At 70.8% G+C, this 20017-nt stretch carries 17 protein-coding genes; 10 read left to right on the top strand and 7 right to left on the bottom strand.

Annotated elements, in window-relative coordinates; translation table 11 throughout:
- Positions 1 to 253 precede the first annotated feature (253 nt).
- The 6 genes from G3I78_RS30565 to G3I78_RS30540 all read left to right on the top strand — a co-directional run bounded on the left by G3I78_RS30565 (position 254) and on the right by G3I78_RS30540 (position 8910).
- Positions 254 to 1522 (top strand): radical SAM protein, encoded by a 1269-nt coding sequence (locus G3I78_RS30565; protein WP_164430414.1) that lies wholly within the window; start codon positions 254 to 256, stop codon positions 1520 to 1522.
- Between the two features lie 34 nt (positions 1523 to 1556).
- Positions 1557 to 2840: an MFS transporter gene (locus tag G3I78_RS30560; protein ID WP_164430412.1), complete on the top strand. Its 1284-nt coding sequence runs from the start codon at positions 1557 to 1559 to the stop codon at positions 2838 to 2840.
- Positions 2833 to 4125, top strand: a complete 1293-nt coding sequence (locus G3I78_RS30555; RefSeq protein WP_164430411.1) for a hypothetical protein — start codon at positions 2833 to 2835, stop codon at positions 4123 to 4125. Before G3I78_RS30560 ends, G3I78_RS30555 begins: the two co-directional genes overlap by 8 nt.
- 96 nt (positions 4126 to 4221) lie before the next feature.
- Complete coding sequence (gene boxC, locus G3I78_RS30550; protein WP_164430410.1) at positions 4222 to 5838, top strand: 2,3-epoxybenzoyl-CoA dihydrolase; 1617 nt, start codon at positions 4222 to 4224, stop codon at positions 5836 to 5838.
- A gap of 5 nt (positions 5839 to 5843) precedes the next feature.
- Positions 5844 to 7265, top strand: coding sequence for a benzoyl-CoA 2,3-epoxidase subunit BoxB (boxB, locus tag G3I78_RS30545; RefSeq protein WP_164430408.1), 1422 nt, complete (start codon positions 5844 to 5846; stop codon positions 7263 to 7265).
- A 10-nt stretch (positions 7266 to 7275) separates the two neighbouring features.
- Positions 7276 to 8910 (top strand): benzoate-CoA ligase family protein, encoded by a 1635-nt coding sequence (locus G3I78_RS30540; RefSeq protein ID WP_164430406.1) that lies wholly within the window; start codon positions 7276 to 7278, stop codon positions 8908 to 8910.
- Positions 8911 to 8949: 39 nt separating this feature from the next.
- Here the strand turns inward: G3I78_RS30540 and G3I78_RS30535 are convergent, their stop codons facing one another.
- Positions 8950 to 9783, bottom strand: coding sequence for a PaaX family transcriptional regulator C-terminal domain-containing protein (locus G3I78_RS30535; RefSeq protein ID WP_343243884.1), 834 nt, complete (start codon positions 9781 to 9783; stop codon positions 8950 to 8952).
- A gap of 390 nt (positions 9784 to 10173) precedes the next feature.
- On the opposite strand from G3I78_RS30535, the gene G3I78_RS30530 reads away from it, so the two are divergent.
- Positions 10174 to 10980, top strand: a complete 807-nt coding sequence (locus G3I78_RS30530; protein ID WP_164430401.1) for a hypothetical protein — start codon at positions 10174 to 10176, stop codon at positions 10978 to 10980.
- 143 nt (positions 10981 to 11123) lie between these two features.
- Here G3I78_RS30530 and G3I78_RS30525 read toward each other — a convergent pair whose 3' ends face one another.
- Positions 11124 to 13550: a S8 family serine peptidase gene (locus tag G3I78_RS30525; RefSeq protein WP_203615761.1), complete on the bottom strand. Its 2427-nt coding sequence runs from the start codon at positions 13548 to 13550 to the stop codon at positions 11124 to 11126.
- 279 nt (positions 13551 to 13829) lie between these two features.
- Here G3I78_RS30525 and G3I78_RS30520 point away from each other — a divergent pair, with 279 nt between their 5' ends.
- Positions 13830 to 14228 carry a 6-carboxytetrahydropterin synthase gene (locus tag G3I78_RS30520; protein ID WP_164430399.1) on the top strand — a complete coding sequence of 133 codons (399 nt, stop codon included), beginning with the start codon at positions 13830 to 13832 and terminating at the stop codon, positions 14226 to 14228.
- 71 nt (positions 14229 to 14299) lie between these two features.
- On the opposite strand, the gene G3I78_RS30515 is transcribed toward G3I78_RS30520, so the two are convergent.
- From G3I78_RS30515 to G3I78_RS30505, 3 genes are all read right to left on the bottom strand, one after another.
- On the bottom strand, positions 14300 to 15286 hold the full coding sequence (locus tag G3I78_RS30515) for a nitronate monooxygenase (RefSeq protein ID WP_164430397.1): 987 nt from the start codon (positions 15284 to 15286) through the stop codon (positions 14300 to 14302).
- 165 nt (positions 15287 to 15451) lie between these two features.
- A complete protein-coding gene (locus G3I78_RS30510) occupies positions 15452 to 16399 on the bottom strand; it encodes an LLM class flavin-dependent oxidoreductase (RefSeq protein ID WP_164430394.1) in 948 nt (315 codons plus the stop codon).
- Between the two features lie 119 nt (positions 16400 to 16518).
- Entirely contained in the window at positions 16519 to 17418 is a 900-nt protein-coding gene (locus G3I78_RS30505; protein ID WP_164430392.1) for a LysR substrate-binding domain-containing protein, read from the bottom strand.
- Between the two features lie 155 nt (positions 17419 to 17573).
- On the opposite strand from G3I78_RS30505, the gene G3I78_RS30500 reads away from it, so the two are divergent.
- Positions 17574 to 18002 carry a DUF1622 domain-containing protein gene (locus G3I78_RS30500; RefSeq protein WP_164430390.1) on the top strand — a complete coding sequence of 143 codons (429 nt, stop codon included), beginning with the start codon at positions 17574 to 17576 and terminating at the stop codon, positions 18000 to 18002.
- Positions 17999 to 18262, top strand: coding sequence for a hypothetical protein (locus tag G3I78_RS30495; protein ID WP_164430388.1), 264 nt, complete (start codon positions 17999 to 18001; stop codon positions 18260 to 18262). The genes G3I78_RS30500 and G3I78_RS30495 overlap by 4 nt, the downstream gene beginning before the upstream one ends.
- A 9-nt stretch (positions 18263 to 18271) precedes the next feature.
- Here G3I78_RS30495 and G3I78_RS30490 read toward each other — a convergent pair whose 3' ends face one another.
- Entirely contained in the window at positions 18272 to 19654 is a 1383-nt protein-coding gene (locus tag G3I78_RS30490; RefSeq protein WP_164430386.1) for an MFS transporter, read from the bottom strand.
- A gap of 230 nt (positions 19655 to 19884) precedes the next feature.
- On the bottom strand, positions 19885 to 20013 hold the full coding sequence (locus G3I78_RS30485; RefSeq protein ID WP_239158148.1) for a tautomerase family protein: 129 nt from the start codon (positions 20011 to 20013) through the stop codon (positions 19885 to 19887).
- Positions 20014 to 20017: the final 4 nt, after the last annotated feature.

Genomic DNA, 20017 nt, shown 5'->3' with positions numbered 1-20017 from the left:
CCGCTGCCCCAGCCCCTACGGCCCCTACCGACCCCTAACCGCCAGGTGGAGGCCGCCGACGACGGTCCCGTAGGGGGTCGTAGGGGCCGTAGGGGCTGGGGTGCCGCCGACGATCTTCATAGGCTCGCGGTGGGACTGCGGCACCAACCACGGCGCGATGCGGCGGAGTTGCCGTCCGGCGGCTCGACGCCCGCACCCGCCCCTCTCCCCTGCCTGTGCCTTCACCCGCCGATACCTATGCCCGGGAGCCCCCATGACCCAGGTCTGCTTCGCCATCCCCGACGACGAGTTCGAGCGTGACTTCCTCCAGCTGCCGCTCGACGTGGCCAACGCCTGCGCGGCGCTGCGTGCCGAGGACATCGGGGTGTCCGTCTGGGACAACCGTCTCACCGGCAGCCCGCCCGACACCGGCCAGGATCCCGACATCGTGGTCGTCGTCACGGCCATCGCCGACCGGGCCCAGTGCTATCCGCTCGTGCTGCATCCGGTCAGGGTGCTGGCGGAACGGGTCCGCCGGCAGTGGCCGCGGGCGACCGTGCTGGCCTGCGGGCCGCATGCCACCCACCTCCCCGAAGCCACCCGCCGCGAACTGGGCGTCGACTTCGTCGCACGCGGCGAGGTCGACTCGGCCGCGATCCAGGCGATCCACGACCTGATCGCCGGGCGGTCCCTGACGCCGGTGCTGCCGCTGCTCGACAGCTATCCCCAACTGGCGCCCGATCACTGGCCGTTGCCCGCCTACGACCTGTTCGACCTGTCCGCCTACACCGCCGAGGTGTTCATGGACGGGCAGGTGCGGCGCGGCTCCTGCGGGATGGTGCTGGGGGTGCGGGGCTGCACCTACGGCTGTACGTTCTGCCATCTGCCGTTCGGCACCCGGATGCGTCCGCAGGCCGTCGAGCGCACCCTCGCGGAGATCACGGCGATGCGGGAACGCGGCGTCGACTTCGTGTTCTTCCTCGACTACGTCTTCGGGCTGCACCCCACGTTCTACCGGGACCTGTGCCACGGCCTGGCCGGACAGGACGTGGGCTGGACGGGCCAGAGCAGGGCCGAGGTGGTGCTGCGCACCGACGTCGAGCAGTGGGCGCGGGCCGGCTGCAAGGGCATGTGGCTGGGCGCCGAGTCCCCGGGGATCGCCGGAACACCGGTCGGCAAGCGGGTCAAGCCCGGGGTGACCGACGCGGCGGTGCGCAAGCTTCAGGACGCGGGGATCACGCCGTTCGCCTTCATGCTCATCGGCCTGCCCGAGGACACCGCCTGCGAGAACGGGGAGTTGCTGGAGTGGGCGGCGAACCTGCCCGGCTACTTCGGCCTCAACCAGCTCTTCCTGCGCCCCGGCACCACCCTGTACGACCAGTTGGCGCCGCGCTACAACGACGGCCGCATGCCTGCCACTTGGGCCGAGGTCGAGGCCGTGACCCGGCGCTACCGGGAGAGCTATCCGGTCGATCTCGACAAACTCTGGGGGCAGTTGGTGCGGCTGCCGAACTACCTGGGCAACGCGATGGCGACGCTGTGAGGTCCGCTCCGCGGCGGCGGGAGGCCGGGCCGCGATGAGCACGGCGCCGTCGGCGCCCTCGCGATCCGGAAGGCTGAGCACGGCACTCGGTCTGCCCCGGCTGCGCGGGCAACGCCTGCTGCTCGCCGCCGTGGTGATCGACAGCACGGGCAGCGGCCTGGCGGTGCCCTTCCTGCTGCTCTACCTGATCTCACGGGACCACATGCCGGCGGCCACCGCCGGAACCGTCCTGACGGTGGCCGGACTCGTCGCGCTGGCGGCGGGGCCGCTGTCCGGGCCGCTGCTCGACCGGTGGGGCCCGGGCCGGCTCGTCCAGTGCGCGCACGCACTGCGGGCGACCGCGTTCCTCGGCTACCTGGCCGTCGGCTCGACACCGGCCGTACTGGTCCTGGCCACCCTCGCGGCGCTGGGCGACAACCTCTTCTGGCCGGCCAACCGAGCTTTCCTGGCCCGCCGTTGCCAACCCGGGGAGCTGCTGCGCTGGTACGGCCTCGAACGCGCCCTGCGCAATATCGGGCTGGCCGTCGGCGGCCTGGCGGCGGGCGTCCTTGCCGGGTCCGGTACGACCGGGCTGCGGCTGGTCATGGCGGGCAACGCGGTCAGTTATGTCATCGCCGCGGTCCTGATCGCACTGCTCCCCGCCCCCGCGGCACCCGGTCCGCCCCGGGCAGCGCCGGGGTCCCGTCCGGCCGCGCGCCGTCCCGACCGCGCGTACGTCACCATGGTGGCGGCCAACACCCTGCTGGTGCTCGTCTGCGTGGCCCTTCCGGTGCTGGTGCCGCTCTACGTCGTACGCCAACTGCACCAGCCCTCCTGGGTCGTCGGGGCGGTGTTCGCGCTGAACACCCTGCTGGTGACGGCCGGTCAGACCCTGGTCGTGCGACGCGTGGAGCGCCACGACCACCTGGTCGTCCTTCGGTCGGCCGCCGTGCTGTGGTCGGCTGCTGCCGTGCTGTTCGGCGCGGTGAGCGGGATGCCGGGGGGCGCGGTGCTGCCGCTGCTCGCTCTCGCGGTGCTGGTGTTCACGGCGGCGGAGCTGATGCACGGCCCGACCAGTGACGCGGTGGCCGTCCGGATGGCCCCCGAGGACGGTCCGGGGCGCCATCTGGGCCTGCACCAGCTGTCCTGGGGCGTCGGCTCGGCGATCGCCCCGCTGATCCTGACGCGGGCGTTGTCCCTGGGCCCCTGGTGGCCGTGGGTTCTGCTGGCCGTCGGCGCGGGGGCGGCCACGGCGATGCTGAGCGCCGTCGGCAACGGCCACCCGGGACGACGACGCGAAGAGACCGAACACGACCGGAGGGCACAAGGCGATGGCTGACGAGATCACGTTCTGGGACTACTCGCGATCACAGGCGCTGAGCCGGCACAACGGCGCGCGGATCGACGTACGGGAGATCTCGGCGCTGTGCGGAGTCCGCAGCGCCGCCGAGTCCGTCGAAGTGAGCGTTCCCGCCCCGCAGGAGATCGCGGGAATCCATCCCCTGGCGCTCGCGAAGCCCCGCCGGTGGGAGGCGGCCATCGCCGCGACGATCTACGCCTTCAGCGGTCAGGTGGCCGCACGGCAGGAGATCATCAAGGCGAGGGAGGTCCTCGACCGGCTTCCCAGGACCGCGCGCCGGTCTCTCACCGTGCCGCGCATGCTGGCACTGGTCGCCACGGTCATCGCCGGATTCCGCTTCAGCCGACGGAGCGAGTCGTTCAACCCCGAGTCGAACCGCTGCCTCGACGGCGCGCGCTTCCTGTCGACCCTGCTGGAGGACAGGCCCGCCCTCGACGTGGAGATCGGCCTGTGCGCACACCGGGCCGGCGTGGCCGATCCGGTCCTTCCCGAGCACATCAACCGGGCGGCCGCACACCGCATGGTGGCCTTCGTCGGTGCCCTGATGGACAACTCGCTCGCGAGGAGACGTACCGTCACGGTCTCTCAGCAGACAGCCACCGACCGGGCGGCCGGAACGGTGAACTCCCTTGTCTTCGAGCACTACGCGAGCGCGGGAAGGGTGGAACACGTCCTCCGCGTCCTCGATCGGCACGCGGCCGACTTACGGGCGGTGCTGGCGCGGCACGACTCCCTCTCGGAGACGGCGTTCCGCTTCTCGCCGCTCGACCCCTTCAGCGACCTCGTCGAACGCGACATGGAGGAGCTGTTCGGCCCGGACGGGTCCGGTGTGCCCGCCGTACCGCAGTGGGAGCGCGGCGGGACGCTCGACCGCGCCGTCGAGGAGGCGAAGCGGAAGATGGCGCGTTTCCTGCGTGACGCACCGCTCGACCTCGACCACCTGCTCACCGTGCACAAGAACTCGGAGCACCCGAGCGAGCGCGGTGTGTCCGCGCTGCACTGGTTCGACCGTCATCAGCGACAGCCGCTGGAGGTCCGGGCGCGCTACGACGTCGCCTTCCACCACCGCCTGGCACTGACCACCCTGCGCAACGACAGCGTGGGGATCGGCATGGAACGGGGCTGGGACAAGTACCAGTGGCTCGCGTGGAACGCGGCCTACGGCTCGGCCGGGGCCGCGATGCCCCTGCTCTACGCCAGGAGCTCGAGCGAACCCGCGAGCCATGTCTCCCTGCGGAGCTTCAACCTGCGGCAGTTCTGGTGAGTCCGAGTCAATACTCTACAGAACCTTGACGAGCATCCGTAGTTCTGTAGAAGCTCTTCTCGACGGCATCCACGCCGGCGCGAGGAGGCGCTCGTCATGGTGGTGACGTTCGACCGGAGCCCGGAGCACTACCGGCACTGGAAGCTGAGCACCGACGGCCCGGTGGCATGGCTGGAGCTGGACGTCGACGAGCGGGGCGGGCTGGTCCCCGGGTACGAGCTGAAGCTCAACTCCTATGACCTGGGCGTGGACATCGAGTTGTACGACGCGCTCCAGCGGCTGCGGTTCGAGCACCCCGAGGTCCGGTCGGTGGTCGTGACCAGCGCCAAGGAGAAGGTGTTCTGCGCCGGCGCCAACATCCGCATGCTGGCGTCCTCCTCGCACGACTGGAAGGTGAACTTCTGCAAGTTCACCAACGAGACCCGCAACAGCATGGAGGACGCCTCCGCGCACTCGGGGCTGACCTTCATCGCCGCGGTCAACGGCACCTGTGCGGGCGGCGGTTACGAACTCGCGCTGGCCTGCGACCGCATCCTGCTGATCGACGACAACTCCTCGGCGGTGGCGCTGCCCGAGGTCTCGCTCCTCGGCGTGCTGCCCGGCACCGGCGGCCTGACCCGGGTCACCGACAAGCGCCGGGTCCGCAGGGACCTGGCCGACCTGTTCGCCACCCGCAGCGACGGCGTGCGCGGCAAGACGGCGGTGGACTGGGGGCTGGTGGACGAGGTGGTGCCGCGCCGGGACTTCCGTGCCGTGGTCGAGCAGCGGGCCCGGGAGGCGGCGGCGCGCAGTCCGCGTCCGGCGGGGGTACGAGGCGTTCAACTCGCGCCGCTGGAAAGGGAGATAAGCGAGGAAGCCGTCGACTACCGATACGTGCGCGCCGAGTACGACCGTCCGCTCGGCCTCGTCCGGATCACCGTACGGGGGCCGGGCGACGAGGAGAACTGGCTGCTCACCCTCACCCGCGAACTCGACGACCTGATCCTGCGGCTGCGCACCAACGAGCCCGAACTCGGCACGTGGGTCCTGCGCACCGAGGGCGACCCGGCGCGCGTCCTGGCCGAGGAGCAGGCTCTCCTGAGCGCGGACGACTGGCTCGCGAACGAGATCCTGCACTACTACAAGCGCACCCTGAAGCGGCTCGACGTCACCAGCCGCAGTCTCATCGCCCTGATCGAGCCGGGCAGTTGCTTCGCCGGGCCGCTGCTGGAGCTGGCGCTGGCCTGCGACCTCCAGTACATGCTGGACGGCCCGCCCGTCGAGGACCCGGACAGCGACGAGCGCGCCCATCTCACGCTCTCCGAAGCGAACTTCGGCTCCTTCCCCATGGGAAACGGGCTCACCCGGCTCCAGTCCCGCTTCTACCTCCGGGACGACCACCTCGACTGGCTGCGCCGCGAGACCGGACGCCCGTTGAACCCCGCCCAGGCCCGCGAGTTGGGTCTCGTCACCGACGCGCCCGACGACCTCGACTGGGAGGACGAGATCCGCATCGTCCTGGAGAGCAGGGCGGCGCTCAGCCCGGACGCGCTCACCGGGATGGAGGCCAACCACCGTTTCGTCGGCCCGGAGACCCTGGAGACCAAGATCTTCGGGCGGCTCAGCGCCTGGCAGAACTGGATATTCACCCGGCCGGGCGCGTCCGGACCCGAAGGCGCGTTGCGCCGCTACGGCACCGGCCGCAAGCCGGTCTACGACCGGAAGCGAGTGTGATCTCGATGCCCGCGAACATCGACTACGACTCCCGCATCCCCAACAACGTCGCCCTCGCCGACGACCGCCGCCTCCAGCGCGCGCTGGAGGGCTGGCAGCCCAAGTTCCTCGACTGGTGGGGCGAGATGGGCCCGACCCTGGAGAACCACGGCGTCTATCTGCGCACCGCGACCTCGGTCGGGCGGGACGGCTGGGCGCACTTCGGTCATGTCCGGGTGCCCGACTACCGCTGGGGCATCTTCCTGGCCGAGCCCACCCCCGACCGCCGTATCGCCTTCGGGGAGCACATGGGCGAACCGGTCTGGCAGCAGGTGCCGGGCGAGTACCGCGCCGACCTGCAACGGCTGATCGTGGTCCAGGGCGATACCGAGCCGGCCTCCGTCGAGCAGCAGCGGATGCTCGGGCTGAGCGCGCCGAGCCTGTACGACCTGCGCAACCTCTTCCAGGTCAACGTCGAGGAGGGGCGCCATCTGTGGGCGATGGTCTATCTGCTGCACGCCTACTTCGGCCGGGAGGGCCGTACGGAGGCCGAGGCGCTGCTCGTGCGCAACTCCGGCAGCCCGGACTCGCCGCGCATCCTGGGGGCGTTCAACGAGGAGACCGCCGACTGGCTGGCCTTCTACATGTTCACGTACTTCACCGACCGGGACGGCAAGTACCAGCTCGGCTCGCTGAAGGAGAGCGCCTTCGACCCGCTGTCGCGGACCTGTTCGTTCATGCTGAAGGAGGAGGCGCACCACATGATGGTCGGCACCACCGGCGTCGACCGGGTGGTGACCCGCAGCGCCCAACTGGTGCGCGAGCACGACACGATGGACATCGCCGCCTGCGGTGGCATCCCGCTCGACATCATCCAGAAGTACATCAACTTCCACTACACGGTCTCCCTCGACCTGTTCGGCAGCGAGACCTCCACCAACGCGGCGAACTACTACACGGCGGGGCTCAAGGGCCGCTGGCAGGAGGAGCGCCGCAAGGACGACCACCGGCTCACCGACGACAGCGCCTTCCTGGACCGGCCGGACGCCGACGGCACCTGGTCCCAGGAGGAGGTCTCCACGCTGCTCGCCCTCAACCTGGATCTGCGCGACGAGTACATCGCGGACTGCGAGACCGGCCTCAAGCGCTGGAACCGGATCCTGGAGGAGCACGGGATCGACTTCCGGCTGCGGCTGCCGCACCCGGGCTTCAACCGGCACGTCGGCCTCGCCGCGGGCCGCCGTGTCACCCCCGACGGCACGATCGTCGACGAGTGGACCTGGGAGCTCGGCCGCAGCCACTGGCTGCCCACCGCCGAGGACCTCGCGTTCGTCCGGTCGTTGATGCAGCCGGTCTACGAGCGCGGCAGGATCGCCCAGTGGGTCGCGCCGCCGACCAACGGCATCAACGGCAAGCCGTTCGACTACGAGTACGTCCGCCTGGTGTGAGGTGAGCGGGATGCCCGAGGTGTTCAACGCGACGGACCACCTGGTCGACCGGCATCTGCGGGAGGGCAACGGCTCCCGCACCGCTCTCGTCACCCCGACCCGGTCGCTGACGTACCGGGAACTGTCCGACGAGGTCCGCCGGGTGGCGGCCGGGCCGACGGCCCTCGGGGTGCGCCCCGAGGAGCGCGTCCTGATGTGCATGGCCGACGACGTGGAGCTGTTCACCGGCATCCTGGCCGCGTTCCGCATCGGCGCCGTCGCCGTGCCCGCCTCGACCATGCTCACCGGGGGTGAACTGGGCACGCTGATCGCGGACTCCCGGAGCCGGGTCGTGCTGGGTTCAGCGGAGTTCGCCCCGGTCGTCGGTGCGGCGCTCCAGAAGGCGCCGGAGGTCGAGCACGCCGTCCTCACCGGGGGCGGCGGTCCGCAACTCCCTTTCCGGGTAACGGGCTTGAGCTGGCCGGAGCTGCTCGACGCGGGCGCGGACGACAGCCCGTACGCCACCTGGCCGGACTCCCCCGCCCTGTGGCTCTACACCTCGGGCACCACGGGCACCCCCAAGGCTGCCATGCACCGGCACGTCGACATCAAGGTCGTCGCCGAGAACTACGGGCGCCAGGTGCTCGGCATCGGCCCCGAGGACCGCTGTCTGTCGGTCGCCAAGCTCTTCTTCGCGTACGGCATCGGCAACTCCATGTTCTTCCCGCTGGCCGCGGGCGGCACGGCCCTGCTGGAGCCCGCCAGACCGTCCCCGGCGCTGTTCGCCGAGCGAGCGGCCGGCGACCGGGCGACGGTCCTGTTCGGCACTCCCAGCTTCTACGGTCCGCTCCTCGCCGGCGCCGGCATCCCGGACGACGCCTTCGGCACCGTACGACTGGGTGTGTCGGCGGGAGAGGCGCTGCCGGCGCGGATGTACCACGAGGTGCTGCGGCGGTTCGGGGTGGAGGTGCTCGACGGGATCGGGTCCACCGAGATGCTGCACGTCTTCGTCTCCAACCGCGCGGGCCGGGTCCACCCGGGCTCCTCCGGCGAGCCCGTTCCGGGGTACGCCGTGGAACTGCGCGACGCGGAGGGCGGGTTGGTGGAGGGGGTCGGCGCACCGGGCGAGCTGTACGTCCGCGGCGAGTCCGCCGCCACCGGCTACTGGTGCCGGGCCGGGACCACCCGGCAGGTCTTCCTCGGCGACTGGATGCGCACCGGCGACACCTACGTCCGCAACGCCGACGGCACCTACACGTGCATGGGCCGTACCGACGACCTGCTCAAGGCCGGCGGTATCTGGGTCTCCCCCGCCGAGGTGGAGGAGCGGCTGCTGGCCCACCCGGACGTGGCCGAGGCGGCCGTGGTGGGCGCGCCCGACGCCGACGGCCTGGACAAGCCGGTCGCCTGCGTGGTGGCCAGGCCCGGCCGTGCGGTCGATCCCGGCGCGCTGGTCGCCTGGTGCCGGGAGGAGCTGGCCGCCTTCAAGCGCCCGCGCGGGGTGGTCGCGCTGCCCGAACTGCCGAGGACGCCCACGGGCAAGATCCGCCGCAACGTCCTGCGCGCCCTGGTCCGCGACGGCTCCTGGGCGGAGCCGTCGCCGCCCCTGCCCACCGGCCGCCCACCGCTGGTCGGGGAGGACGCGCGGGTCCCGCCGGCCGGCTGACCACGGCGGGCAGCGGTGGCTCCCCGTGCCGCGCAGGTTTCACTCGCCTCCGTGCGCCGCCGAGAGGTGCTGCCAGCGGCGCAGTGCGGCCGTGTTCCACTCGGCGTGTCTGCGGTGGAAGAGGGCGACCGCCTTGGCCCCGCTCCAGTTCGCCGGCAGGAGCTTGTGCGGGAGGCGCGGGTCGAGGAAGGGGAAGCGGCGCCATTCGTGCACGAGCATGGTCTGGGCGTGCAGAACGGCGTCGTCGTCGGCCGGGCGCAGGCCGGTGAACTCGTCGATGAACACCTCGTAGCGGTACTCGACCTCGCTGAGGTCCCAGGCCCGGGACACCATGGCCGCCTCGCTGCCCATCGCGCCGTAGGTCGCGGTGAAGGACATCGCGTCGTCGGCGAGCCCGAGTTCTTTCAGGACGCCCATCGCCTCCGCCTCGCGGTCCGCGCGGGGCGTGATCCACACACCGGGTTCCGGCGAGCCGAAGCCCGCCCAGGTGAGCCGGGTGCGCACCTTGTGGCGCAGGTCCCGCTTGGTCTCCGGGACCGACACCAGGACCACCAGCCAGGTGCCGTCCCAGGTGCCCTCGCCGGTGCCGAAGTCGTAGATGCGCTGGGCGCCCTCGGTCAGCAGCCGCCGCCCCGGCGGGGTGAGCGCCCACCGCACCCGGCGGCCCTCCCGCTCCGAGACCAGCCAGCCCTCCGCCGCGGTACGGGCGAGCGACTGGCGGGCCGACTTCTCCTCGACACCGAACATCGCCAGGGCCTCCAGCAGCGCCGAGGTCCACACCGGCCGGCCCTTCGGCAGCACGTACTCGCCCAGCATGGTCATCAGCAGCGACCGCGCGCTCACCTCACCGAGCTCACGGCGCCGGCTGAGCACGGGCTTCGCGCCTTCTGCCGGGGCCCGGTCGACACGCGGTCTCCGGCCGGCTCCACGCGACGCACCGTCGACCATGGCCCATCACTTCCCTCCGTGCCGGCCGTCCCCTCACCGCACGCCGACTCACGCCACTGCGCGGCATCCGGGACATCAGCGTATCCGGGCTGTTCCCGGCCGACGGAGTCCGTCGGCCGGGACGGGCGAGCCGGCGATACGGAGCGCACTGCCGATGCGGACTCCGACGCGTCGGCCGCAGAGAACAGACACAAGAGGGCCTTGCGGCTGCACTGCCATGTACCACTGCATCAGCCATCTTCGCCTTATGTGATCATTTACTGCAGTCAATGGAACCGATGCCTGTGACGGGCGTAGTACGGAGGACTCACGGTCATGGCGGACTGGAACACGCGTGACCGCGTCGCGTTCGAGGATCTCGACCAGCACCGAACCTTCAAGTGGACGTCCGTCATGCGAGTCATGGCTCAGGGACACGCGAATGCACCGAGAGGCATCTGGCCCGAGGGCTCGCGCGCCGAGTACTCGGCCGTCCACGGCATCCACTCCATCGTGTCCTACTTCGATCTCACCCGAGCACTCCACCGACCGATGTCCGACGGTGTCCTCGCGCTGCACTACGAACGGCAACTGGGTTACACCATGGACAGGGGAGGCCACTCACGCCGCTACGGAGGCATCGACACCTCCTCGGTCGTCGACGACGCCGGACTGCTTCTGGCCCAGGCACGGCATCACTGGCTGTGGTTCCGGGCCGATCGCGGGGCACTGCTCGACGAGCCGGCGCCGGGGTTCACACCCGACGAGCAGTCCACCGAGCTCCCGCCCGTGCCCGTACGTCCGAGCGCACTGGAGGAGTCCGTGACGGACCATCGATTCCGGTGGTCGTCGCGCGAGACCGATCTCAACCAGCACGTGACCTTCTCGGCCTATGTGGAGCGGGCCGAGAACGCCCTCGCGGACGAGAAGACCGGCACCGACGGCCTCCCTCGCCTCGAGGCGTGGTTCAGGCAGCAGTCGTTCCTCGGCGACGCCATGAGGACCGCGGTCCAGTCCGGCGACGGCTGCGAAACAGTGCGACTGGAGCACGCCGAGTCCGGGGCGCTGTGCGCCGTTCTGCGTTGGTCGACCCCGTCGACCCCCATGCCTGAGGCTGTACGGACGCCTGCAGCCGGCTCATAGCGGATGTTCGTCCCTCAAGGGACAGCCGGTCGCCTACCGATCGCCGCGGGGGGGGTGCCCCATCCCGGGCCACCCGCCCCGCGGCGCCACGGGCAGCGGATCATGGAGCCGTGGTTCTGCAGATCGACCGTGCCCCTACCGAGTCACGGCCTTCCTGCCTCGCCCTGCGCGGCACGCAGAGCCACAGCGCTGAGCACGTTGTGGTGCTTGTCGCTCCAGCCGACCGAGCCGAACCTCCAGTCTCCGGGGGCGGCGTCGGTGCGGGTGAAGGTGATCCTGTAGGTGGCACTCGCGCCGGGCGGCACGATCAGCGCCCTCGGTGAGACAGCCGCCTTGTAGCCGGGCGGTGTCTGGAGGGTGACTGTGTAGACGCCCGTCTCGTCGGCGACGTTGGTCACCGTGCGGGTGACGGTCTGCTGCCGCGCCAGGTCGCCCACTGAGATCGTGGGGGTGTTGAGGTCGCTCGGGTCGGTCCTCCTCGCTGTCGCACAGGCATCGCCGCCGTCGCCGGTCACCGGGGGCTGGCCGATGGCGCACAGGTACGCGGTCCAGTCGTCGGAGGTGGAGTCGTAGACCAGGCCCGGGTCGTCGGCGGTGTTCGGGGCGACCTGGCCGGCACCGTAGTCGAGCGGGGTGGCGGTGATACCGCCGGAGCGCCGGATGGGCCTGCCCTCGTTCGTCCTGGTGGTCGCGGTGGTCATCAGGGCCGACTTGACCTCCATGGGTGACCAGTCGGGGTGCAGCTGGCGCAGGAGCAGTCCCAGGCCGGATATGTGCGGGGCGGCCATGGAGGTGCCCGACAGGATGCCCTGCTGTCCGGTGTAGGTGCCGCCGTCGCCGCCCGGAGTGGTGCCCGCGACGATGTCCACGCCGGGGGCCGCGATGTCGGGCTTCAGCAGGTCGCCGTTGCTGTTCAGATCGGGCCCGCCGGAGGAGAACCCGGGGATCTGTGGGGCCTCCTGGTGCCCGGAGCGCGCCGCGGTCAGCCGGGCGGTGGCACCGGCTTCGTCGGCGTACGCCTTGGTGGCCTCACCGTCGGCCTTGTCGAGCAGGAGGCTCGGCACCGTGTGCGAGTCGACCGACTGCTCGTCGGTGGAGTTGGTGTTGTACAGCACCATGCCGACTCCGCCGGCCGCTTTCACCTCGGCGCTCTTGGCCGGACGGGGTGCGCCTCCCCGGGCGCAGACCACGATCGCGCCCTTGACCGCGTCAGGTTCCAGGGTGCCCGGCATGCACATCGCGGCCTTTCCGCTGTCCACCCCGGCCTTGGCGGCGTTCGCCGCGTCGGTCAACGGGGCGGAGGGCAGGGCGGATTCGCTGCCGCCGACCCCTGTGTACGAGGTACCGTTGCCGAGCGTGACGGTCGCGCGGTATCCGACATCGTGGCTGGAGGCTCCGACGGTGGTCAGCCACGGGACCCCGTTGGAGGCTGTACCGGGTCCGGTGTTGCCCACCGCGGCGGAGATGAAGACGCCCGCCTTGGCCGCGTTGAACTCGGCCATGTACTCCGGCCTGTTCGCGGGCTCGGAGTTGCTGCCGCCGAGGGAGAGGTTGATGACGTCGACTCCGTCGGCCACGGCCTTGTCGAGGGCGGCGACGATGTCCACGGTCCAGCAGCCGCTGCTCCAGCAGACCTTGTAGGCCGCGATCCGGGCAGCGGGAGCGAGTCCTGACGTACGCCCGGCTATGCCCGTGTCGGGCACACTCACAGGCACGTCGAAGTCGCCGGCCGCGGTGGTCGCGGTGTGCGTGCCGTGGGACGAGGAGTCCATGGGCGACGCCCAGTCGGTGTCGGACGGCTCGGTGACGCCCTTGTTGAAGTACTGGGCGCCGATCACCTTGTTGTTGCAGGTGACCAGATGGGCGGGGTCAGCGCCGCGATCACAGCTGCCCTTCCACTTCTTGGCGATGACCTCGGCGTCGAGGCGCGGCTCCGGGAGGGCGGCCAGCGACGGGTTGCCCGTGTCGATCCCGGTGTCGATCACACCGAGGATCATCTTCTGCCCGGCTTCTGCCTGACCGCCGGGCATCTTCGAGTAGAGACCCTTGCGATCCTTCAGCCCGAGGAACCTGGCGACATCAGGGGGCGTGAGCGCACCGGCGGTGGCGGTGGACGCGGACGTGGCGGCAGGGTGGCTCGCCACGTTGCGGGTGAGCGAGACGACACCCGGGGTGCGGGCGATCGTGTCCGCCTGTCGGGAGGTCAGCTCGGCGGAGAAGCCGTTCAGCACGTAGGTGTAGGTGTACTGCGGCCTGACCCCCGGTACGGCGTCCAGGACCTTGTCGCGTTCTCGCTTCAGGTCACGGACGTGGTCACGTACGGCTTCGGTCCTGGTGTCGAGTCGCTCGCCTCGCGCGGGCGCTGTGTCGGGGTCGGTGGCGACAGGCCGGTCGGCGAGCTGGACCAAGTAAGTGGTCTTCTGGGCGTCGCGCGACGATGCCTTCTCCTGCGGAGCCGCCTGGACGGGCGAGGCGCAGGCCAGGAAGAGGCCACCGGCCAGGGCCGATGACACCAATGAGGCGGTTCTGCGGCCGAGGCGGCGGCCCTTGCCGGCGTGTTGTTGAGACAAGACGGGAATCCTCCCCCGCGCATGCCGGTCGACGCATGCGCATGGCGGTGTGGTGCGGTGAGTGATCAAGCCCCCGAGATCACTCTCATCGTGTTACGAGGCAGGCTCCCAGCGAAAGAGAAAGATCTTGAACTCTACATAACTTCACGCCGGCACCACGGAGTTCACCCGCAGTTCGGACGGGAGCGAGGGCGTCCATCGGCGACGGGCACATGCCCGTGGCTGCCGTACACGTAGGATCACGCGGGTTACATACATGAACTCCCGGAGGGTCGTCCGTTGTTCAGCATCACCGTCCGCGATCACATCATGATCGCCCACAGCTTCCGCGGCGAGGTCTTCGGCCCCGCGCAGCGTCTGCACGGAGCGACGTTCCTGGTGGACGCCACGTTCCGGCGCGAACAGCTGGACGACGACAACATCGTCGTCGACATCGGACTGGCCACCCAGGAACTCGGCGCGGTGGCGGCCGCCCTGAACTTCCGCAACCTCGACGACGAACCCGATTTCAAGGGCGTCAACACCTCGACCGAGTACCTGGCGAAGGTCATCGCCGACCGGCTCGCGGAGCGGGTGCACAGCGGCGCGCTGGGCGAGGGCGCGCGGGGCCTGTCGGGCATCACGGTCACGCTGCACGAGTCGCATGTCGCCTGGGCGAGTTACGAACGCGCCCTCTGACCCGCGCGATCAGCCCTTTGGGGCAGCGGTGCGGCCCTTTGGCGCGGGGCCGGCCGCGTCACGACGGACGCTCAGACGCCCAGACCGACGGTGCTCGCGGCGCAGCGGCTGAGCCGGCCGGCCGCCTCACGCACCATGCGGCGGACGACGTCCCCCGCGGGCAGGATCTCGTGGACCAGTCCGACCGCCTCGCCGACGATCATGTTCGCGGTGTCGAAGTCCTGCTGCGCCACGGCCGCGTGGAACTCCGCGAGGGCCTCCGGCATCCGAGCGGCCAGGTCCGACTCATGGCCGTGCCAGCGATCGGTGAACCGGTTGCGCAGCAGGCGTCCGTTGTACTCGGCCGGCCACGGGTGGCTGCGGACGATGTCGTAGACGCTCGTGCGGAGGGTGTCGTCACCGCTCGCCTCGACGGCACGGGTGTGCGCGAGCGGGGAGACGACGGCCTCCTCGGTCGCCCAGAAGCGGGTGCCGACGAGCACGCCGTCCGCGCCGAGCGCCAGTGCCGCGGCGAGCCCGCGCCCGTCGGCCACACCGCCCGCCGCGACAAGGAGCGTCTCGGGGCGGCGGGCCGCGATCAGGTCGGCGATGTCGGGTACGAGGGTGAAGGTCGACCGCGATCCCACCCCGTGGCCGCCGGCCTCGCCGCCCTGTGCGACGACCACGTCGGCCCCGACGTCGAGGGCCTGACGAGCCTGGTCGAGTGTGTGCACCTGGCAGAGAAGCGGCACCCCGGCGTCACGCACGCGTCCGGCGAAGGGGGCCGGGTCGCCGAAGGAGAGCATGACCGCGGCGGGCTCGAACTCCAGGGCGGCATCGAGCAGTTGAGGGCGGCGGGCGAGGCTCCAGGTGATGAACCCGCACCCCACTCGGGTGCCGTGCGCCGCGGCGAGTTCCCGCTCCAGCCAGTCCTCGTCGCCGTAGCCGCCCCCGATCATGCCGAGGCCGCCCGCGGCGGCCACGGCGGTGGCCAGTCGGCTTCCGGACACCAGGTCCATGGGGGCGAGCACGACGGGGTGCTCGATGTCGAAGGCTTGGGTGAGGCGGGTGTTCAGCAAGGCGAAGTCCCCTCGGTCCGGGCACCGTCCGCGTGAACTTCCGGCAGGCGGTGCTGCGTTACGAGGACAGTAGGTCCGCCCGGGTTTCAGATCCAACGATTGCTTGTGATGGGAGCCATCGCCGACCGCGAACCCGCTGTACACGTCGGGTCGGCGGAAGGCCGGCTACGCGGTGCGCCTCTCGACCCGTCGTACGACGTCGCGGCAGAACTCCCCGATGCCGTCAGGGTCGTCGATGAACTGGTTCGGCTTGATGCAGAAGGTCGTGAAGCCCTGTTCCAGCTGCTCGGGGATCGACGCGAGGGCCGCGCCCAGGTCCGCCGGCGAGTGGTCGTCGGGGAAGACGGCCTGCGTGCCGCCGATCATCTCCAGCTCGGCGATGTCACGCCCCTCGGCGGCCAGGGCGGTCTTCAGCGTCTGCATGTCCTGCGGGGTGGGGCGGCCCAGCGGATGGAAGCCGTGGCCGTACTGCACCAGTCGGCGCAGGAGCGGTCCGTGGAGGTGCCGGCCGCCGAACCACAGCCGGGGCCCCTCGGGGCGATGGGCCTTGGGCTCGAAGTAGACGTCCCGGAACGGGTAGTGCTCGCTGTCGTGGGAGATCGGGGACGGTCCCCAGGCCTTCGCCCAGACCTCCAGATGCTCGTCGAGCAACCGGCCCCGCTTGTTGAACGGCACGCCCAGCGCGGCGTATTCGTCCTCGCTCCAGCTGACCGTGGGCTGCACGAGCAGCCGTCCCCCGCTGAGCAGGTCGAGGGTGCCGAGTTCCCTGGCCATCAGCAGGGGGTGGCGCAGCGGGGCGAGGACAGCGGCGGCGGCCAGGCGCAGGCGCTCGGTGACGGATGCGATGGAGGCCAGCAGGAGCAGGGAGTTGGGCCAGGGGGTGTACGGGTCCTGGTTGCCGGGGAGGGCGTAGTCGCGGGGGTTGCCCATGATGCCGTCGGCGGCGGCGTCCGGGCCGAGCACGATGTGCTCGCTGACCATGACGGAGTCGAACCCGGCGTCCTCGGCCTCCCGCGCCCACCGGACGGCGGCGGGCAGGTCGGCCCGTCCGCCGGTCAGCGTCCAGTTCTCGCTCAGGACGAGGAGCATGCGGGGCGGGCTGGTCGTCGTCATCGAGGTCCTCACGTTCCGGGCGTGCCTGGGGCCGCCACAGGATTTCGTTTGACCTCAAACTTATTGTCTCGCTCGACCCTCGACAACCCCCGGACCCGTCCGTCACGCGCTCGGTGCGTTCAGCGGTGGCCGCCGACCATCCGCAGGACGGGCGGAGCCTGGTCGACCGTCCGCGCGTGGGTGAGGAAACGCGTCAGCGCGGCGGACGGCGGTACGTCGGCGCGACGGACGAACACCGTCTCGCACCGCGCCTCGTCCTCCGACAGCTCATGGACGCGCAGTTGGTCCCGCCCGACGTACTGCTCGATCGTGACCGAGGACAGCAGGCTGACGCCCATGCCCGCGCTGACGCAGCCGAGGATGCCCTCCACCGTGCCCAGCTCCGTACAGCGCACACCGACCGCGCCGCGCGCCTGGAGGATGCTCTCCAGCCGGCGGCGGTAGGCACAGCCCGTCCGGAAGACGAGGATCTTCGGGTCGCGCAGCACGCTCTCCAGGTCGGTCACCCGGCGCGCGGTGACGAGCGCCAGGTGCTCGACGAAGACCGACGTCTCGACCAGGTCGGGGCGCTGCACCGGCCCCGCGACCAGGGCCGCGTCGAGACGGTATTCGAGGACGTCCCGGATCAGCTGGTCCGTGGGCCCGGTGACCAGGGAGAAGTCCACCCGGGGGCAGTCCTCGGTGAAGGCGGCCATGACGCCGGGCAGCCGCATGCCCGCCGTGGTCTCCATCGCCCCGATCCGCAGCGGCCCGCACGGGTCGCTCTCGTCACCGATGACATGGAGCGCCTCGTCGACGAGCCTGCTGATGCGTTCGGCGTACGGCAGCAGCTGCTCGCCCGCATTGGTCAGCGCGACCCCACGGGCGTGCCTGCGGAACAGCGGGGCGCCGACCTCCTTCTCCAGGGCGTGGACGCGGGCGCTGACGTTGGACTGCACCGTGTGCAGTTCCCGCGCCGCCTTCGTGATGCCGTTCGTGCGCGCTACGGCCAGGAATATCCGCAGGTCGGAGACTTCCACATCGACCTCCACAGGGGCCCGGGGTGGCTGGAGCATACCCGCGGCCGATCCGCGGCCACAGCGGCGGCGCTGAGCCCTTCGGACCGATGGGGCGGATACGGTACATCCGGGCTCTTTCGGACCCGGCGGTGCATGAGAAGAAAGCGAGACCGTAGATGCTGGCATGGGAGTTTCTGCCGGATTCCACGCTTCACGACACGGTCGAGATCCTGGCCCGCCTGGTCGAGTTCGCCGGGGCGGTCGTCATCTTCGTGGGCGCGATCATCGCGTTCCTCGGGTTCGCCACCGAAAGCCTCCGGGCCACCCGCCGCTCCGGGACGGGGAAGTCGGCGGCGGCCGGGGACTTCAACCGGGTGCGCCTCGGTCTCGGCCGGTTCCTCGCCCTGGGGCTCGAGTTCCAGCTCGCCGGGGACATTCTGCGTACGGCGGTGGCCCCGACGTTCACGCAGATCGGCCAGCTGGCCGCCATCGCGGCCATCCGGACCGCGCTGAACTACTTCCTCGGCAAGGAGATCAAGGAACAGCGCCGGGAGGTCGAAGGGACCACGGGCACCCATCCGGCCTCCTCGGCCTGGTCGTCGTGAATGCGTTCCTGGCGCAGATCGCTCTCGTGATCGCGGCGGTGGGAGTGGTGACCGCGGTCCTGGTCGTCGTCCGGCTGCGGCGCACCCGGCCGGCGGTGGCGCTGCTCTCGGACTTCCTGCTCGGCGCGGGGCTGGTCGGTCTGACGGGAGACCCGTCGTGGACTTCTCTCGCCGTCGTGTCGGCGGCGGCCGCCGTCCGCGTCCTGCTCAACGCGAATCTGCGGGTCCTCGACGACCGGCACCGCGCCTCCGCCGCGTAGACGCGGGGATCACTTCGTGGGCGCGGGTTCCCGTGAGCCGGCCGGCTCGGTCGTGCCCATCCGGTCCCACACCGCGCGGACGAACCGGTTCTCCGCTCCCCCGCGCAGCAGCGTCACGCTGATCAGCGTGGACACGGCGGCGACGGCGATCGGGTAGGCCAGTCCCGCGAGTTGGTTGCCGGTCGACTCGGTGAGCGAGAGGGCGATGAGCGGCACGAAGCCGCCGAAGACCCCCGCGCCGAGGTGGTAGGAGACCGACAGCCCGGTGTAGCGGATGCGGGGAGGGAAGAGCTCCGTCAGATAGGCCGCCGTCGGGGCGTAGACCATGGCGCTGAACACGATCTGGAGCGTCACCGCGATGACCACCTGGGCCCAGGAACCGGTCGAGACGGCTTCCCGCATCCACGCGTACAGCGGGAGGAAGCTCACCGCGGACAGGGCCAGGCCGGTCACGAGGAGGCGCTGCCTGCCGTACCGGTCGGAGAGCCGGCCGAAGACGACGTAGGACGGGGTGCCGAGCACGAGGGCGACCGCCATGCAGACGTTGGTGGTGAGGAAGTCCACCTTCAGCACGCTCTGGAGGAAGTACAGGGCGTAGAACTGGCTCGTGTACCAGACGGCTCCCAGTCCGGCGGTCAGGCCGAACACGGTGAGCAGGACGAGTCGCAGGGACCGGGGATCGCCCAGCGCCTCACGGACGGGCGCCCGCGAGATGGTGCCCTGCGCCTGCATGCGGACGAAGACCGGTGACTCGTGGAGCTTGAGCCGCATGCGCAGGGACAGCAGTACGAGGACGGCGGAGAGCAGGAAGGGCAGCCGCCAGCCCCACGCCGTGAACGCGTCCTCGCCCAGCAGGAGCCGGCAGGCGACGACGACCCCGATGGACAGCAGCAGTCCGAGGGTGGCCGTGGTCTGGAGGAAGCTGGTGTAGGTGCCCTTGCGGTCCGCGGGCGCGTGCTCGGCGACGTAGGTGGCGGCGCCTCCGTACTCGCCGCCCACCGCGAAGCCCTGGACCAGCCGCAGCAGCACGAGGAGTACGGGGGCCGCCGTGCCGATCGTGTCGTACCTGGGCAGACAGCCGATGAGGGTGGTCGCCGCGCCCATGACGACGAGCGTGGCGAGGAAGGTCTTCTTGCGGCCGACGCGGTCGCCGAGCCTCCCGAAGAACACCGCGCCGAGCGGGCGGACGACGAACCCGGTGCCGAACGCGGCGACGCTCACCAGGAGTCCGAGGCTCGACTCGCCCGAAGGGAAGAAGAAGCCGGAGAAGACGACGGCGAGGCTGCCGTAGACGAAGAAGTCGTACCACTCGATGAGCGTGCCCGTGCTGGACGCCGTGATGATGCGGCGGAGTTCCGCGGGCGGGGTCTGCGGGAGCTGGGAGCCGGACATGGCGATCCTTCCCGACGCCGGTGCGGCATTGTCACGTCCGCCCGGCCCGGAGTGGGACGAGCGGTGCGGCGTCAGGGGGACCCTAGGATTGCCGGTCGTTCAGATCCAACGATTGGTTGCGATGGGAGCCATCGCACGGAGAGAACTTTTCGTTGGCGGATGAACGCGTCCGCACACGAGCGCGCGGCGTCCCGTATGCCGCCCGATCTACGGAACGCCACGCCGCACGGTCACTGGCCGGGGACGGCGAGGTCGCCCTCGATGTACTGGGCGCGTCCGAAGCCGAACGACCAGTCCTGCGGGTTGTTCTCGATGATGCTGAGGAAGACGTCCTCGCCGCGGATGCCGAGGGCTTCCAGGTGT

The organism is Streptomyces sp. SID13726 (genome assembly GCF_010548375.1).
In the GTDB taxonomy this organism is placed as follows: Bacteria; Actinomycetota; Actinomycetes; order Streptomycetales; family Streptomycetaceae; genus Streptomyces.
This window is presented reverse-complemented; position numbering and strand designations above follow the sequence as displayed.

Excerpts from the sequence above, each read along its gene's own strand:
- G3I78_RS30510 (WP_164430394.1), bottom strand. The coding sequence starts at position 16,399 with ATGACGACGACCAGCCCGCCCCGCATGCTCCTCGTCCTGAGCGAGAAC.
- boxB (WP_164430408.1), top strand. The coding sequence starts at position 5,844 with ATGCCCGCGAACATCGACTACGACTCCCGCATCCCCAACAACGTCGCC.
- boxC (WP_164430410.1), top strand. The coding sequence starts at position 4,222 with ATGGTGGTGACGTTCGACCGGAGCCCGGAGCACTACCGGCACTGGAAG.
- G3I78_RS30530 (WP_164430401.1), top strand. The coding sequence starts at position 10,174 with ATGGCGGACTGGAACACGCGTGACCGCGTCGCGTTCGAGGATCTCGAC.
- G3I78_RS30555 (WP_164430411.1), top strand. The coding sequence starts at position 2,833 with ATGGCTGACGAGATCACGTTCTGGGACTACTCGCGATCACAGGCGCTG.
- G3I78_RS30560 (WP_164430412.1), top strand. The coding sequence starts at position 1,557 with ATGAGCACGGCGCCGTCGGCGCCCTCGCGATCCGGAAGGCTGAGCACG.
- G3I78_RS30565 (WP_164430414.1), top strand. The coding sequence starts at position 254 with ATGACCCAGGTCTGCTTCGCCATCCCCGACGACGAGTTCGAGCGTGAC.
- G3I78_RS30490 (WP_164430386.1), bottom strand. The coding sequence starts at position 19,654 with ATGTCCGGCTCCCAGCTCCCGCAGACCCCGCCCGCGGAACTCCGCCGC.
- G3I78_RS30540 (WP_164430406.1), top strand. The coding sequence starts at position 7,276 with ATGCCCGAGGTGTTCAACGCGACGGACCACCTGGTCGACCGGCATCTG.
- G3I78_RS30500 (WP_164430390.1), top strand. The coding sequence starts at position 17,574 with ATGCTGGCATGGGAGTTTCTGCCGGATTCCACGCTTCACGACACGGTC.